Annotated in this window: 11 protein-coding genes; 10 read left to right on the plus strand and 1 reads right to left on the minus strand. The window is 35.6% G+C overall.

Annotated elements, in window-relative coordinates; translation table 11 throughout:
- Positions 1–62 precede the first annotated feature (62 nt).
- From LPB248_RS12370 to LPB248_RS12400, 7 genes are all read left to right on the plus strand, one after another.
- Positions 63–2,462 (plus strand): alpha-xylosidase, encoded by a 2,400-nt coding sequence (locus LPB248_RS12370; RefSeq protein ID WP_177211714.1) that lies wholly within the window; start codon positions 63–65, stop codon positions 2,460–2,462.
- 75 nt (positions 2,463–2,537) lie between these two features.
- Positions 2,538–4,544 (plus strand): glycoside hydrolase family 97 protein, encoded by a 2,007-nt coding sequence (locus tag LPB248_RS12375; protein ID WP_177211715.1) that lies wholly within the window; start codon positions 2,538–2,540, stop codon positions 4,542–4,544.
- A 67-nt stretch (positions 4,545–4,611) separates the two neighbouring features.
- Positions 4,612–6,183, plus strand: a complete 1,572-nt coding sequence (locus LPB248_RS12380; RefSeq protein WP_177211716.1) for a GH39 family glycosyl hydrolase — start codon at positions 4,612–4,614, stop codon at positions 6,181–6,183.
- 98 nt (positions 6,184–6,281) lie between these two features.
- Positions 6,282–8,519 (plus strand): glycoside hydrolase family 3 C-terminal domain-containing protein, encoded by a 2,238-nt coding sequence (locus LPB248_RS12385; RefSeq protein WP_177211717.1) that lies wholly within the window; start codon positions 6,282–6,284, stop codon positions 8,517–8,519.
- Positions 8,520–8,614: 95 nt separating this feature from the next.
- A complete protein-coding gene (locus LPB248_RS12390; RefSeq protein WP_177211718.1) occupies positions 8,615–10,120 on the plus strand; it encodes a cellulase family glycosylhydrolase in 1,506 nt (501 codons plus the stop codon).
- Positions 10,121–10,234: 114 nt separating this feature from the next.
- Complete coding sequence (locus LPB248_RS12395; protein WP_177211719.1) at positions 10,235–12,181, plus strand: sialate O-acetylesterase; 1,947 nt, start codon at positions 10,235–10,237, stop codon at positions 12,179–12,181.
- 226 nt (positions 12,182–12,407) lie between these two features.
- A complete protein-coding gene (locus LPB248_RS12400) occupies positions 12,408–14,768 on the plus strand; it encodes a glycosyl hydrolase family 95 catalytic domain-containing protein (protein ID WP_255462940.1) in 2,361 nt (786 codons plus the stop codon).
- Positions 14,769–15,052: 284 nt separating this feature from the next.
- Here LPB248_RS12400 and LPB248_RS12405 read toward each other — a convergent pair whose 3' ends face one another.
- Positions 15,053–15,601 carry a CvpA family protein gene (locus LPB248_RS12405; protein ID WP_177211721.1) on the minus strand — a complete coding sequence of 183 codons (549 nt, stop codon included), beginning with the start codon at positions 15,599–15,601 and terminating at the stop codon, positions 15,053–15,055.
- A 244-nt stretch (positions 15,602–15,845) separates the two neighbouring features.
- Here LPB248_RS12405 and LPB248_RS12410 point away from each other — a divergent pair, with 244 nt between their 5' ends.
- The 3 genes from LPB248_RS12410 to pheS all read left to right on the plus strand — a co-directional run bounded on the left by LPB248_RS12410 (position 15,846) and on the right by pheS (position 17,924).
- Positions 15,846–16,202: a hypothetical protein gene (locus LPB248_RS12410; RefSeq protein ID WP_111377556.1), complete on the plus strand. Its 357-nt coding sequence runs from the start codon at positions 15,846–15,848 to the stop codon at positions 16,200–16,202.
- Positions 16,203–16,436: 234 nt separating this feature from the next.
- Positions 16,437–16,820: a hypothetical protein gene (locus LPB248_RS12415; protein ID WP_255462941.1), complete on the plus strand. Its 384-nt coding sequence runs from the start codon at positions 16,437–16,439 to the stop codon at positions 16,818–16,820.
- Positions 16,821–16,904: 84 nt separating this feature from the next.
- Positions 16,905–17,924: a phenylalanine--tRNA ligase subunit alpha gene (pheS, locus tag LPB248_RS12420; RefSeq protein WP_177211723.1), complete on the plus strand. Its 1,020-nt coding sequence runs from the start codon at positions 16,905–16,907 to the stop codon at positions 17,922–17,924.
- The last annotated feature ends 109 nt before the right edge of the window (positions 17,925–18,033 follow it).

An 18,033-nucleotide genomic window follows, 5' to 3' on the forward strand; every position in this document is an offset into this window, starting at 1 on the left:
AATGCTTTCAAATCCTTTTATCCCGATAGCTATCGGGAATGGCAAAAAATAAAAAATAACTAATGAAAAAATCACATTTAAAAACCTTGTTTTCGATTTGCGCTTTTGGACTTCTTACAATTCCAAATGTCTCAGCTCAAATTCAGAATGCAGATGTGCTAAATGCACCAATAGATATCAGTAAAGATTTTCAGAACTATCTGAATACTTTTTATTTTGCAGATGAATTGGCTTCTTTTGATCCTGCAACAGGAAAAGGAACCATCAAATATTTGAGATACAATTATAAAACACGTCAGGCTTTCAACAACATGATGATGAAACCAGATGTAGAAAAAGCAAATGAGTTCCCAACAACAGAATACGCAGAATCTCCTGTTTTGCCGTTCGAAATTCAGTTTGTTTCAGATAGAACAGTTAGAATAAAAACGACTTCTGGTCCACAGTTTCATCCACAAAAGGAATCTTTAATGTTGGTTGACGGCGTTGCGCCAAATCACCCTGAATTATGGAAATATGCTAAAATCGAAGGAGGTCATAGTTATACAAGCAAACACGGAAGAGTTGAAATTTTGACAAAACCGTGGCACGTAAAAATCTATGATGAAAAAGGGAAACTGCTGACAAGCACACTTCACGATACTGATTTTAAAAATACCTATACACCAACACTTCCATTTTCTTATGTTCGCAGAAACAGCGATTATTCAAGAAGTATGGGCGCGGCTTTCAGCTTAGAACCAGACGAAAAAATATTTGGTTGCGGTGAATCATTCACACAATTCAACAAACGCGGACAAAAAGTAGTTTTATGGACGGATGACGCAAACGGAATCCAAAATGAAACAATGTACAAACCGATTCCGTTTTACATGAGCAGTCGTGGTTATGGAGTTTTCATGCACCATTCAACACCAATTACAGTTGACTTCGGAAAGTATTTCTCAAGTGCCAACGAAATGTATATTGGAGATGACGAAGCCGATTTGTTTTTCTTTATCGGAGAACCAAAAGATATCTTAGATCAATACACGAATTTGACTGGAAAAGCAGCAATGCCACCACTTTGGTCATTCGGTTTCTGGATGAGCCGTATTACCTATTTCTCTGAAAAAGAAGGAAGAGAAGTAGCTAGAGATTTACGTAAATATAAAATTCCAACCGATGTGATCCACTTTGATACCGGTTGGTTTGATGTAGATTGGAGAAACAACTATGAGTTTGCAAAATCTCGTTTCCCAGATGCCACAAAAATGATGTCTGATTTAAAGAAAGACGGTTTCCAAGTTTGTCTTTGGCAATTACCATATTTCACGCCTAAGAATACATTGTTTCCAGAAATTATGGATAAAAACTTGGCGGTAAGAGATAGAAAAGGAAATCTTCCGTATGAAGATGCTGTTTTAGATTTCTCAAACCCGGAAACAGTAACATGGTATCAAGGAAAATTGAAAAAGTTATTTGATGAAGGTGTTGCAGTTTTCAAAGTAGATTTTGGAGAAGCAGCTCCGCCAGACGGAATTTACCATTCTGGAAGAACTGGTTTCTATGAGCATAATTTATATCCATTACGTTATAATAAAGCAGTTGCAGAAATCACTCAGAAAGAAAAAGGATATACTTTAATTTGGGCAAGAAGTACATGGGCAGGATCTCAGCGCTATCCTTTACATTGGGGAGGAGATTCTGAAACTTCAAACGGAGCAATGTCGGCAGAATTACGTGGCGGACTTTCATTAGGACTAAGCGGATTCAGTTTCTGGAGTCATGATGTTGGAGGATTTGCAACAAAATCTCCTGAGAATATTTATAGAAGATGGACACCATTCGGGATGTTTACTTCGCACGTAAGAAGCCACGGAGAACCGCCTCGCGAACCTTGGTTGTACAGCAAAGAATTCTTAGAAGGATTTAGAAAAGCTGATAATATGCGTTACGAATTAATGCCATATATCTACGCTCAAGCAAAAGAAAGTTCTCAAAAAGGATTGCCAATGATGCGTGCTCTTTTTGTAGAATATCCAAACGATCCAGGAGCTTGGTTAGTTGACAATCAATATCTATTTGGTTCAAGTATGTTGGTTGCACCACTTTTTGAAGAGGTTGAAGAAAGAGATGTTTATCTTCCAGAAGGAACTTGGATCGATTACCAAACTAAAAAAGTGTACCAATCTGGCTGGCATAAAATCAAAGCTGGCGAAGTGCCAATTATAGTTTTAGTAAAAGACGGAACTGTAATTCCACATATCGGTTTAGCACAGTCTACAAAAGATATGGATTGGAGCAAATTGACATTAAAAGTGTATGCTAGCGACAAAACCACTTCGGCTACAGCTAAAGTGTTTTTACCAGAAGGCGATGCAGTACAAGAAATAAAAGTGAACAAAAACGGAAACAATTTCGATGTTGCAGCAAATCCGTTAAACGGGAAAACCACTTTTAAAACCGAGTGGGCAAAATAAAAAAGTTAGCCACGAATTCACGAATTTAATTTATGACATTCGTGAATTTGTGGCAAAAATATAATACCAAAAAACATGAAAAACTATCTAGTTCTCCCAGCCGTATTGTTTTCGATAGCAATAGGCTACAGTCAAAAAACGAAAAACGCTTACGAATTGGCATCGCCAAACGGAAAAAATACAATCAAATTTGAGCTGGTAAAAAATGCTCCAAAATATGCCGTTTCTCACGGAAAGACAGAAGTAATTTCTCCGTCAGATATGGGATTTGTATTAAAAGGAAACGAAGACTTAAGTTCAAATTTTGAAATTAAAGGAGCAAAAACTTCTACGTTTGATGAAACTTGGGAACAAGTTTGGGGAGAAAAGAAAAACATTAGAAATCACTACAATCAATTAGTAGTTGATTTACAGCAAAAAACAGGAAATAAAAGAAAATTACAAATTCAGTTTCGTGCTTTCGATGATGGAGTAGCTTTTAGATATGTTTATCCAAAACAAAATGTAAAAGACAGTATTTTCATCATGGATGAAAAAACAACTTTCAACTTAAAAGAAGATGGAAAAGCGTGGTGGATTCCAGCCAACAGAGAAAACCGTGACGAATATCTTTTTAAAGATGCGCCAGTGAGTACTTTGGATACGGTCCTAACTCCATTAACAATTGAAAGCAAAAGCGGATTAGCATTAAGTTTTCACGAAGCAAACTTGTATGATTTCGCAAGTATGACTTTGGTAAACACTAAAGGAACAGAGCTAAAATCTGATTTAGTGCCGTGGGCCGATGGAGTAAAAGTTCGTGTAAAAGACTCATTTACTTCTTCTTGGAGAACACTTCAAATTGGAGAAAATCCAGGAGAATTGATTACTTCTTATTTGGTTTTAAACTTAAACGAACCAAACAAACTAAAGAACATAAACAACTATTTCAAACCATACAAGTATTTAGGAATTTGGTGGGGAATGCACATTGGGAAATATACTTTCTGGGAAAGCGACAAACAAGGTGCAACAACCAAACATGCTGAGGAATATATTGATTTTACAGCAAAAGAAGGTTTCCATCATTTATTGATCGAAGGATGGAATAAAGGTTGGACGCCAGGTTGGTACGAAAACCGTATGCACATGTTTAGCTTTACAAAAAACGCAGACAATTTCGATTTAGAAAAAGTGGTTGAGTATGGGAAAAAACATGATGTAGAGCTGATCGGTTATCATGAAACTGGTTCGAACTTAATTAATTATTTAAAACAAGTTGATGAAGCTTTTGCTTTATACAAAAAACTTGGAATCCATACGGTAAAAATTGGTCATGTAGGTTCTAAATTGAATATGAAACAGATGCACTTCGGGCAGTTTGGAGTAAATTATTTCAGATACATTTTAGAAAAAGCAGCACAATATGATTTAGCGGTTTTATACCACGAATCGATAAAAGATACAGGAGAAAGAAGAACGTATCCAAACATGGTTTCGAGAGAAGCAGCTCGCGGTCAAGAATATAACGCTTGGAGCGAAGGAAATCCACCAAACCACTTAACGATTATTCCGTTTACAAGATTACTTTCTGGTCCAATGGATTTCACACCTGGAATTTTTGATGTTGAGGTAAAACAAGGTTATCCTGGAAAAAGAATTCAGGGAACAGTTGGACAGCAATTGGCATTATACGTAACGATTTATGCACCAATTCAAATGTTGGCAGATCTTCCTGAAAACTACGAAGGAAAACCAGCGTTACAATTCTTAAAAGATGTCCCAACAGATTGGGAAGACACTAAAATTTTAGAAGGAAAAATTGGCGAGTATATTACAACAGCAAGAAAGGACAAAAACAGCGCCGACTGGTATCTAGGAACTTTGACAAATGAAAAACCAAGAAATGTAGAAATTTCATTATCATTCTTAGATCCAAATGTGACTTACGAAGCTCAGATTTATGTTGATGCTGAAGGAACAGATCAAACACATAATCCAGAAGCAGTTGCAATTTCTAAGAAAACTGTAAAAGCTTCAGATAAATTACAGTTGAAACTAGGTGGAGCTGGAGGTGGAGCAGTGAGATTCAAAAAGTTATAATTATTAATTTCTCAAACCCGACAGGCTTTTAAAACCTGTCGGGTTTAATAACGCAACACATTTTCAGATGAAAAGAATTTTAATACTATTGGTTTTAATTCATTCAATCCAAATTATTGGACAAAACAATAATACTGAAAATCGAATCATAAAAGTTGATTTCAAAAAAGAAGCAGGAAAATTAAACACTATGTTCAAAGAATGCATCGGTGCTGGAAGAGCAAATGAAGGTCTTCGTGCCGACTGGCAGCAGCAATTGGCATTGGTGAAAAAAGAATGCGATTTTAAATACATCCGTTTTCATGGTTTATTGTCTGATGATATGGCTGTTTATCGTGAAGACGAAAAAGGAAATCCAGAATATAATTACCAATACGTAGACGTTTTATTTGATTATATTGTAAGTCTGAAAATGAAACCGTTTGTCGAATTAGGTTTTATGCCGAACGCATTAGCAAGCGGGAAAGAAACGATTTTCTGGTGGAAAGGAAACGTAACGCCTCCAAAAGATTATAAAAAATGGGAAGATTTAGTTCGAAATTTAACGCAGCATTTTAAGGAACGTTACGGAGATGAAGAAGTAAAAACATGGTATTTTGAAGTTTGGAATGAGCCAAATCTTTCACCAGGATTTTGGAGCAGCACGCAACAAGAATATTATAAATTATACGATTATGCAGTTCGCAGTGTAAAAGCTGTAAATCCAGCTTATAAAGTTGGTGGGCCAGCAACAGCAGGTTCTGCTTGGGTTGCTGAAACAATTGATTTTTGTGCGAAGAATAATGTTCCGATGGATTTTGTTTCGACGCATACTTATGGAGTGAAACACGGTTATTTGGACGAATTTGGAACTTCGGGAACGATTTTAAATCAGGACGAATGGAGTGTAAGTGGTGAAATTATCAATTCTAGAAAATTGATTACAGAGTCAGCTAAACCAAATTTAGAATTGCATTATACAGAATGGAGTTCTTCGTATACGCCGGCAGATCCAATTCACGACAGTTATCACTCGGCAGCGTATATTCTGCAGAAATTAAAACAAGTTGGTAATGCCGCAAACTCAATGTCGTATTGGGTTTTTACGGATATTTTTGAAGAAGCGGGACCAAGATTTACGCCTTTTCACGGCGGTTTCGGATTATTGAATACGCAGGGAATTAAAAAACCAGCCTATTTCTCTTATTATTTATTGAATAAATTGGGAGAAACTGAACTTCAAAATTCAGATAAAGCTTCTTGGACTTCCAAAAATGCAAAAGGCGATGTTCAGGTTTTATTGTGGGATTTTACCAATACACATCCGGGAGATAAAGAACTGAATCAAACGTATTACATAAAAGACCTTCCATCAAAAGAAAAAGGAAAAGTAAAAATTGAAGTGGATGGAATGCAAAAAGGAAAATATCTTTTAGAAATATATAAAGTTGGCTATAAAATGAATGACGCTTACGCGGATTATCTAGCAATGAATAAACCGAGTCAGTTAACACGTGAGCAAGTCAATTCGATAAAAGAAAAAAATAATGGTGCTCCGATTGCTACAGAAAAAATTACAATTGACGCAAAAGGAACTTTCAGCAGAGAATTTAAAATCAATGAAAATGATGTTGTAATGCTGAATTTAATCAAACAATAATAGAGAGAAAACCACAAACATAAAAATAGTATTAACGGTATTTGAAGATGATGCGTGAGGAATCAAAAATCTTTAAATCAAAAAACACCTAACTATCTATGAAAAACAAAATGATATTCCTTTCATCAGCTCTAGTTTTTGCATTTTTTACTTCATGTAAAAATGATGCACAAACAACAGCTTCAAATTCGGCGCAGACCGAAGAATACGTTGGAAAAGAAATAAGCACAGACCATGATGCAGAAATTGACAAACTGATTTCGCAAATGACATTAGAAGAAAAAATCGGAATGCTTCACGGGAACAGTATGTTTGCTAATGCAGGTGTAAAACGTCTTGGAATTCCAGAATTAAAAATGGCCGATGGTCCACTGGGAGTTCGTGAGGAAATCTCAAGAGACAATTGGGCTCCAGCAGGATGGACAAACGATTTTGCAACATATTATCCAGCAGGAGGTGCTTTGGCAGCAACTTGGAATGCTGAAATGGCACACACTTTTGGAACCAGTTTAGGAGAAGAATTACGTGCAAGAGATAAAGACATGTTGCTTTCGCCAGCGATCAATATGGTGAGAACACCGCTTGGAGGAAGAACATACGAATACATGTCTGAAGATCCGTTCTTAAACAAAAAAATTGCAGTGCCTTTGATTGTTGGTTTACAAGAAAAAGATGTAATGGCATGCGTGAAACATTACGCAGCAAACAATCAGGAAACAAATCGTGATTTTGTTGATGTACAAATTGACGAGCGTACGCTTCGCGAAATTTATCTTCCAGCTTTTGAAGCTTCGGTAAAAGAAGCAAAAGCGTATAGTATAATGGGGGCTTACAATAAATTTAGAGGCGAATATTTATGTGAGAACGATTATATGCTAAATAAAATCCTTCGTGACGAATGGGGATTTAAAGGAATTGTAGTTTCAGATTGGGCTGCGGTTCATTCTACAGCAAAATCTTTGAAAAACGGTTTAGATATTGAAATGGGAACACCAAAACCTTTCAATGAATTTTTCTTAGCCGATAAATTAATCGCTGCAGTTAAATCTGGAGAAGTTTCAGAGAAAGAAATTGATTTGCATGTAAAACGTATTTTAAGAGTTTTATTCCAAGTAAAAGCAATGGGCGGAGGCGAGCGTGCAAAAGGAAGTATCGCAACAGAAGCACATTACCAAGACGCGTACAAAATTGCAGCTGAAGCGATTGTATTGTTGAAAAACGAAAACAATGCATTGCCATTAAAACTAGACGGAGTAAAATCTATAGCTGTAATTGGAAATAATGCAACTAAGAAAAATGCTCTTGGTGGATTTGGAGCTGGAGTAAAAACAAAAAGAGAAGTTACACCTCTTGATGGTCTTAAAAACAGATTGCCTTCTTCAATTAAAATCAATTATGCGGAAGGATATTTAGAGCGTTACGATAAAAAGAACAGAGGAAATTTAGGAAATATCACGGCTAATGGTCCTGTTACAATTGACCAATTAGATCCAGCAAAAGTTCAAGAAGCAGTTGATGCAGCTAAAAACTCAGATGTAGCAATTGTTTTTGCGGGTTCAAATCGTGATTACGAAACAGAAGCTTCGGACAGAAGAGATTTACATTTGCCTTTCGGACAAGAAGAATTAATCAAAAAAGTAATAGAAGCTAATCCAAAAACGATTGTTGTAATGGTGGCTGGTGCTCCTTTTGATATAAATGAAGTAAGCAAAAAATCTTCTGCTTTGGTTTGGAGCTGGTTCAACGGTTCTGAAGGTGGAAATGCTTTGGCTGATGTTATTTTAGGAAAAGTAAATCCGTCAGGAAAATTACCTTGGACAATGCCAGTAGCTTTAAAGGATTCTCCTGCACATGCTACAAACAGTTTCCCAGGAGAGAAAACAGTTAATTATGCGGAAGGAATTTTAATTGGATACCGTTGGTTTGATACTAAAAACGTAGCGCCATTATATCCTTTTGGTTACGGATTATCATACACAACTTTTGCGCTTGATAATGCAAAAGCAAATAAAGATTCGTACGCTCAAAATGACGTAATTGAAGTTACAGTTGACGTTAAAAACACAGGAAAAGTAGACGGAAAAGAAGTAGTTCAATTATATACTGCGAAATCTGATTCTAAAATTACACGTGCAGCACAGGAATTAAAAGGTTTCAAAAAAGTTGCTATTAAAGCTGGAGGTTCAGAAAATGTGACCATTAAAGTTCCAGTAAAAGAATTGGCATATTATGATGTTGCTTCTAAAAAATGGACGGTTGAACCTGGAAAATATACTATTAAGTTAGGAACTTCTTCAAGAGATATTAAAAAAGAAATTCAGGTAACAGTTAAATAAATTGTTATTGCTATAAAATAACCAAACTATCAACGCCAGCTCATTAAAAGCTGGCGTTGATTTTAAAAACTTACACTTAACTTAAACCAAACCAAATGAAACAAACAATTAAAGATTATGTCTTGAGCTTTGTACTGTGCTTTGCTTTTCTAGGAGTTTTAGCTTGCAGTTCAGATAAAGAAACTACTCCAGAAAATACGATAAAATCATTAACGGCAAGCACAGCCAAAATTGATTTTGACAGCAAAGAAAACACTTCGGATATCACTATTAATTCAGAAGCTTCAAGCTGGACTTTGGCCAGTTCTGCAAACTGGGTAAAAGTGAGTCAGACAACAGGAACAAAAGGAAATATTATTGTTAGAATAACAGCTTCGGCAAACACAGAAAATGCTGTTAGAACGGCTTCAGTCACTTTAAGTTCAAATGAGGCAAAAACGGTTACGATAGCAGTTTCGCAGACTGCTGCAACAGTTGTTACAGGTTTATACCCAAGTTACAACACCAATCCAATTGCAGCCGATGCTTCTGGAATGGGAAGTTCTGCGGTTGAATTAGCAGCAAAAATTAAATTAGGCTGGAATATCGGAAATACGTTAGAAGCAACTGGAGGCGAAACCGCTTGGGGAAATCCAAAAGTAACAAAAGCTTTAATTGATGCCGTAAAAGCAAATGGTTTCAATGCGATTAGAATTCCATGTTCTTGGAATCAGAATTTAGAAAATGCTGCAACAGCAAAAATCAAAACTGATTGGTTAAACCGAGTGAAAGAAGTCGTACAATATTGTGTTGACAACGATATGTATGTTGTCGTAAACATTCACTGGGATGGCGGCTGGCTAGAAAATAATATTACCGAAGCTAAAAAAGTAGAAAACAATGCCAAACAGAAAGCGTTTTGGGAACAAATCGCAACGCATTTAAGAGGTTTCGACGAACATCTACTTTTTGCAAGTGCCAATGAACCAGCTGTTGAAGATGCAACACAAATGGCAGTTTTAACTTCTTATCACCAGACTTTTATCGATGCGGTTCGTTCTACTGGAGGGAAAAACGCTACTCGAGTTTTAGTAGTTCAAGGGCCAACAACAGATATCGAAAAAACGAACAAATTAATGACTACATTGCCAGTAGATAAGGTTACAGGCAGAATGATGGTCGAAGTGCATTACTATTCTCCGTGGAATTTTGCCGGTTTAACAAAAGACGAAACTTGGGGTAAAATGTTCTATTATTGGGGATCAGGATTTCATTCTACAACCGATACAGAAAGAAATGCAACTTGGGGCGAAGAAGCCGATTTAGAGAAAAGTTTCAAATTGATGAAAACCCAATTTGTAGATAAAGGAATTCCGGTTCTTTTAGGAGAATTTGGAGCAATTCGTAGAACAACTTTAACTGGAGATGCGCTGACTTTGCATTTAAACTCAAGAGCCTACTATTTAAAAACGGTAGTTAAAACAGCAAAGACAAACGGATTATTACCTTTTTATTGGGATGAAGGAAGCTTAGGAAACAACGGTTTCGGAATCATGAATAGAAGCGATAATACTGTCTTTGATACACAAGCTTTGAACGCTTTAATAGACGGATTAAAATAAAAAAATATGGTTAAATCCTATAAGTGATATAAATAAATTTAAGTACAATTATAGCTAAAGACTTAAAATAACTTATATCACTTATACGGTTAAAAAAATATTTAAATTAAAAAAATGAAAAAGAGTTTAATATTTATTTTTCTGTTAATTAGTGTTTTAGCTAATGCTAATGTGAGAATGCCTTTAATATTCTCTGACGGAATGGTACTCCAAAGAGACAAGCAAATTCCGATTTGGGGTTTTGCAGATGCGAATGAAAGTGTAGAGATCCACTTCAATAAACAAATCAAGAAAACAATAGCCGATAAAAACGGAAAATGGACAGTAAATTTGAATGCCGAAAAAGCAGGTGGACCTTTTGAGTTGATTGTAATTGGAAAAAATACAATCACAATCAAAAATGTTTTAGTTGGTGAAGTTTGGATTTGCAGCGGACAATCAAATATGGAATTTCAGGTTTTCAAAACCATGAATTCTGAAAAAGAAATCAGCAGTGCAGATTATCCAATGATTCGTCATTTTGGTGTTGCACAAGATTTAAGCGGAACTCCAAAAGACGATTTGAAACAAGGGAAATGGGAAGTGGCCAACAAAGAAAATGTAGGCAACTTTACAGCAGTTGGCTATTATTTTGCTAGAAAACTATACTCAGAATTAAAAATCCCAATCGGAATTATCAATACTTCTTGGGGCGGAACCAATGTGGAGACCTGGACAAGCCGTGAAGCTTTTGAAAACAGCCCAGATTTTAAAGCCATGATTGCCGATGTTCCAACCGTAGATATCAATGCTATTTTTGAAACCTACAAAAAATCGGTTTTAGACAATCTTAAAAAAGTGCAAGGTTTTGATGTTTCGATGGAAAACGAAGAGCAATTTAAAAACCCAAACTTCCAAGATAAAAACTGGCCAGAAATAAAAGTGCCATCACTTTGGGAAAACCAGCAGATTGGCAATATCGACGGAATTGTTTGGATGCGTAAAACAATTGTTCTGACGGCAGAACAAGCCAAAAAAGAAGCCATTTTACATTTAGCAAAAGTTGATGACGAAGACAAAACTTATGTAAACGGAGTTGAAGTCGGAACCAATAATCTTTGGGATGCTAAAAGAATTTACAAAATTCCGGCAAATGTTTTAAAAGAAGGCACAAATGTAATTGCAGTAAGAATTACAGATTACAGTGGCGGAGGAGGAATTTATGGCGATCCAGCAGATTTAAAAATCGATTTTAAAGATTCTAATTTACCGTTAGAAGGACTTTGGAAATTCAACGTCATAAAAGTAAGAATAGAAGTTTCGCCAAACAGTTATCCGTCATTATTGTACAATGCCATGGTAAATCCGCTAGTGCCTTATGCAATGCAGGGCGTTTTATGGTATCAAGGAGAAGCCAATGTTTGGAGAGCGGCAGAATACAAAAAATCATTTCCTTTAATGATCAACGATTGGAGAACCAAATTCAAACAAGGAAATTTCCCTTTCTATTTCGTTCAATTATCCACTTTTGACGAATTTGGAGGAAACAGCCAAAAAGGAAGCCGTTGGGCAGAACTTCGCGAAGCACAATCTGAAACTTTAAAATTGCCAAACACCGGAATGGCGGTTACAACAGATATTGGAAATGCAAAAGACATTCATCCAACAAACAAACAAGACATTGGTTTGCGTTTGGCAGCGATTGCAATGAATAATCTTTACGGTAAAAAACAAGTTCATAGCGGACCAACTTATAAATCTCAAACAATAAAAGGAAACGAAATTATTCTTACTTTCGATAACATCGGTAGCGGATTATCAACGCCAAATAATGATGAATTAAAAGGATTCGAAGTTGCAAGTGCAGATAAAGTTTTTCATTCTGCGAAAGCGATAATTAAAGACAACAAAATAATCGTTTCAAGCGATAAAGTTCAAAATCCCGTAGCAGTTCATTATGGTTGGGCAGACGACGATACAGCTATTAATCTTTTTAATAAAGAAAAATTTCCTGCATCGCCTTTCAGAACGGATAATTGGGAGATGATTACGGCAAATGAGAAATATAAAGTGAGCAAGTAATTATTTGATGATACAAGCTTAACACGATAGTTTTGTCATTCCGAGGAACGAGGAATCACACTAGAAATTCCGCAAAGTGAATTACTTATCTTTGTCGATTTACGAGTGTGATTCCTCGTTCCTCGGAATGACAAGATTGCAGAAATATCAGATGTAAAACATGATTATAAACAACACACCTATGAATTCAAATATCATAAAAAAAACATTTCTCTTCTTACTTCTCATGTCGTACTATACAACCATTTCTGCGCAATCCAAAAATGTTTTGTGGTACAAACAACCCGCAGAATTCTTTGAAGAAAGCTTGGTTTTAGGAAACGGAAAAATGGGAGCAACCGTTTTTGGAGGAGCCAATTCAGATAAAATTCATCTGAACGACATTACACTTTGGTCGGGCGAACCCGTAAATGCCAATATGAGTCCCGAAGCGTACAAAAATATTCCGGCAATTCGTGAAGCATTAAAAAACGAAAACTACAAACTGGCTGAAGAACTGAATAAAAAAGTTCAAGGAAAAAATTCCGAATCGTATGCGCCTTTAGGAACATTAGAAATCAATAATTCTGAGAAAGGCAAAGCAGTAAATTATCATAGAGAATTGGATCTTTCGAACGCTATTTCAAAAGTAAGTTACGAAATGGCAGGTATAAAATATACACGCGAATATTTCGTATCGGCTCCAGATAAAGTTATGATTATCAAATTGACGGCTGATCAAAAAGGAGCTTTAAATTTCGATATTAACCTAAAAAGCCTTTTACAATCTAATGTCGAAGTACGAAATAATATTTTAGTTCTAAGTGGTTCTGCGCCAATTCATGAAAACGCAGGATACAATGTTTCTCCAAAATATTTGAGCTTAAAAGAAAGAGGAACAAGATTTACAGGTTTAGTTCAAATCAAAAAAACAGACGGAACGGTTACAAGTTCTCGAGAAACCTTGACCTTAAAAGACGCAACAGAGGCGATTATTTTCGTTTCTGTCGCAACAAGTTTTAATGGTTTCGACAAAAATCCAGCGTCAGAAGGTTTAAATGATGTTTCAATTGCTTTGCAGAATCTGAATAATGCCTACGCAAAAGCATTCGATAAATTAAAAGAATCCCACATTACCGATTACCAAAAATTCTTCAATCGCGTCAATTTAGATTTAGGAAAAACAACCGCTCCAGATTTACCGACAGACGAACGTTTATTGCGCTACGCTGACGGAAAAGAAGATAAAAACCTAGAAATTCTATATTTCAATTTCGGACGTTATTTATTAATAAGTTCATCAAGAACTTTGGGCGTTCCAGCCAATTTGCAAGGACTTTGGAATCCGTATGTAAATCCGCCTTGGAGCAGTAATTATACAATGAATATTAATTTGGAAGAAAATTACTGGCTGGCAGAAAACACTAATCTTTCCGAAATGCATATATCACTTTTGAATTTCATTAAAAATCTTTCGGTAACTGGAAAAATTACGGCAAAGACTTTTTATGGTGTTGATAAAGGTTGGGCTGCAGCTCATAATTCAGATATCTGGGCAATGACCAATCCAGTTGGACAATTTGGAAAAGAAGATCCAATGTGGGCGTGCTGGCCAATGGCACAAGCATGGTTGAGCACTCATATTTGGGAACATTATACTTTTACCCAAGATTTAACCTATTTGAAAAAAGAAGGATATCCGTTAATGAAAGGCGCTGCCGAGTTTTGTTTAGGCTGGCTGGTTACCGATAAAAATGGAAACTTGATTACATCACCTTCTACTTCGCCAGAAAATCAATATAAATTGTCTGATGGTTTTGTTGGAGCCACTTTTTATGGCGGAACTGCCGATTTAGCCATGATTCGCGAATGTTTTGAGAAAACGATAAAAGCTTCAAAAGTGCTAAATACTGATGCCGGTTTTAGAAAAGAACTAGAAATAGCACTTTCAAAACTGCATCCTTATCATATTGGAAAAAAAGGGAATTTACAGGAATGGTATTTTGATTGGGATGATAATGAACCAAAACACCGTCATCAATCACACTTATTCGGACTTTTCCCTGGCGATCATATCACACCTTTGAAAACTCCAGATTTAGCTGAAGCTTCAAAGAAAACATTAGAAATAAAAGGCGACGAAACTACGGGATGGTCAAAAGGTTGGAGAATCAATCTTTGGGCAAGACTTTGGGACGGAAACCGTGCTTATAAAATGTTCCGTGAATTGTTGCGCTACGTTGATCCAGACGGTAAAAAAACAGAAAAACCAAGAAGAGGAGGAACATATCCAAATTTATTCGATGCGCATCCGCCATTTCAAATTGATGGAAATTTTGGAGGTACGGCCGCAGTTGCCGAAATGTTGGTTCAGTCAGACGAGAATGAAATTCGATTACTTCCCGCTTTACCAGATGCTTGGCCAGAAGGTTCTGTAAAAGGAATTTGCGCTAGAGGAGGATTTGAAATTGAAATGAATTGGAATAATAAAGAACCAAAAAAAGTAATGGTTTCTTCTAAAAATGGAGGAAAAACAACTTTGATTTATGGAGATAAAAAACAAGAAGTTGTTTTGAAGAAAGGAGAAAATAAGGAAGTCAATTTTTAAAAATAATATTTGATTTTATAAGTAGGTAAGCTTCGGAGAAGCGAAATATTTATAGAATAAAATAGATAGTTACAAAATAAAGCTCCAGCGGAGCGACATATAAATTATTTACAATTCAAATATTTCGCTTCGCTGAAGCTCTTTACATTCGGACGGCTTAATTTCTATAAATATATCGCCTCGCTGAGGTTTTTTACTAACAAACCCGGCAGGTTTCAAAAACCTGTCGGGTTTGTTTATTTGTAAACGAAAGGCTTCGACTTCGCTCAACCTGACAAAATGAATTATTCCTTGTTTGTGGCTTGCTCTTGATTTTCTGGTTTCTCAGAATGATCTTTTTTAAACGTTTCGTACCATTTCTCAATTGAAGGATATACAAAAGCAGCAACTTTTTTCACTGGATTATAAAAAATATAATTATCTAAAGTTTCCTTTTTAGCGAAAGTATTATTGAAATTGATTTTCTCAAACAAAGCAATAAAAATACTTAGAATAAGAATCGTTTTTAATATCCTGAAAAATCCGCCTCCAAGTTTATTCATCCAGCCTAGCATGGCAAAATCGGCAATTCCCGTTAAAATTTTGGCTAAAAAATAAACTCCAATTACAACAAGAATAAAAGTTAAGATAAAAGCCGTAATCTGAATATTAGTTGGATTCCACGAAACATGTTTTGAAATCCATCCTGTCATTAACGAAGAAAATTTAATCGCAAGATAAATTCCTAACAACAAAGAAATAAAAGAAGCAACTTCTACAAAAAGGCCATTTTTAATGCCTTTGTACAAACTGTATCCTAAAAGCGCGGCTACAATAATATCAAAAAAACTCATGTTTAGATTTGGTGTTTAATGAGGCGCAAAGATATATCTTTTTTTAGGTTCAAAGGTTTGTACTGACAAAGGTTCGTGGGTTTTTGCAGTTCTGTTTTTCGATGTATTTATTTTTTTTAGGTACATTGGGTTTGAACTCTGTATCTTTGCAAATCAAATTTAGAGTTCAGATTGCATTCTGCCCCCTTCAGAAGTGATTTTTAAATCAGCAATCTAAAATCTACAATCTAAAATCATAAATTAAATGTCTAGAGATACACAATTAAAAGAGCGCTGGGAAAAGCTCGTTGATATACTTTCCAATCAATTTTCGCAAGGCGAAGATTTAGATTTGGATGCCATAATTTACCTAATCGGAGTTCAGGAGTATGGAAAAGTACACCGCGAATATAAAAAAGACGAAAAACTGAATTTAATGCACATTGCCATCTGTCGATTGCTAGAACCATACGGATTTTATGAATTCGAATATTTCGACGACGAAGGCTGGCCTCATTACAAAGTAAAAGAAAATTTGCCACCGTTAAAAGCCGGTGAACAATCGGTTTTAATGAAAGAAGCGATTGTGAGTTATTTTTTAGAAAGAAAACTTATTGAGTAGTTTTTTTAGTTTACAGTCGCAGTCTCAGTCTCAGTTTACACTGTTTGAGACTGTAAATTGTCACTGAAAACTGAGACTAAAATTAAAAAAATGTGCAGATACGCAATGACATCTTATAAACCCCATTATGCTTGTTTTAATTGTCGAAAGACTTTTAAAAGAAGATTGATGGTTGATGTGAAAAAAGGAGAAGCATCGGTTTTTGAGGCCAAATGCCCGCAATGCGGAGAATTTATGGCTAATATGGGACTCGATTTTGAATCGCCTAAAAAAGACGATGTCAAAAAGTGGGAACATATTAAAAGTTTATTTTCTGTAGGCATTACGTTTCACTCCTGCGGTTGCAGCGGGCCTGGTTATATTCCGAGTTCAAAAGAAAAATTAATGGAGTATTTTGAAGACATAAAAAAAAGGTACCTTGAAAATATGAACTTTTGGCGCAGCAGAATTGAACCCACAACAAAACAAGAAAAAGAACGGGATTTAAATAAAAATTGGCATAAACTAAGCAGTATTTCTCCTAATTACAAAAAGGAAATAGTAACCAATCAGGAAGGTTTAGATTATTGGCATGTAAAGATTAAACAAGTTGAAGAAAAGTTAAATCTGATAAAATAATTTACAGAAAACCTAAAACTGCGACTGAGACCGCACACTTTCAACTAAAAACACTAAATTTGTACTCTCAATTATCGAAGGAAAATGATAGATAAGATAAAACAGCACATAGAGGAAGCTAAAGCCTTTAATGAGAAAAATAAAGAATCGTTAGAACAATTCCGTATTAAATATTTAGGAAGTAAAGGTTTGTTGAAAGAACTTTTTGCTGAATTTAAAAATATTCCAAACGACCAGAAAAAAGATTTTGGACAAGTAATCAATACTTTAAAAGCAGTTGCTGAAGAAAAAGTAAGAGTTATTCAGGAAGAACTGGAAAGCAAAGAAGAGTCTAAAGGAGTTTTTGGTGATTTAACGCGTGCTGCAGAACCCGTAATTATTGGTTCACGCCACCCAATTTCTATTGTTAAAAATCAGATTATAGATATTTTTGCTAATATCGGATTCAACGTTTCTGAAGGACCAGAAATCGAAGACGATTGGCATAACTTTACAGCATTGAACCTGCCAGAATACCATCCGGCGCGTGATATGCAAGATACATTTTTCATTCAGACCAATCCAGATGTGTTGTTGCGTACGCATACATCATCTGTTCAGGTGCGTTATATGGAAAATCATAAACCGCCAATTCGTACAATTTCTCCGGGACGTGTTTTCCGTAACGAAGCAATTTCATCTCGTTCACACTGTATTTTCCATCAAGTGGAAGGATTGTATATTGACAAAGATGTTTCTTTTGCCGATTTGAAACAAACGTTACTTTATTTCACAAAAGAAATGTTCGGAAAATCTAAGATTCGTCTTCGTCCATCTTATTTCCCATTTACAGAGCCAAGTGCCGAAATTGATATTTATTGGGGATTAAAAACAGAAACCGATTATCGTATCACAAAAGGAACAGGTTGGTTAGAAATTGGAGGTTGCGGAATGGTAGATCCAAATGTTTTGAAAAACTGTGATATCAATCCAGATGAATACAACGGATTTGCTTTCGGAATGGGAGTAGAGCGTATTGCAATGCTTTTATACCAAATTGGCGATATTCGTATGTTCTACGAAAATGATGTTCGTTTCTTAGAGCAGTTTAAAGCAAATATTTAGGAGCTGTTTCCTGCTGTCCGCTGTATCTTTTGTTTTTTAAAGAAAAAAACAAAAGGATGCCGCTTCCATCAGGGCTATGACTTTACGTTATAAATTACCTTTACAATAA

The organism is Flavobacterium sp. LPB0248, assembly GCF_013388355.1.
GTDB lineage: Bacteria > Bacteroidota > Bacteroidia > Flavobacteriales > Flavobacteriaceae > Flavobacterium.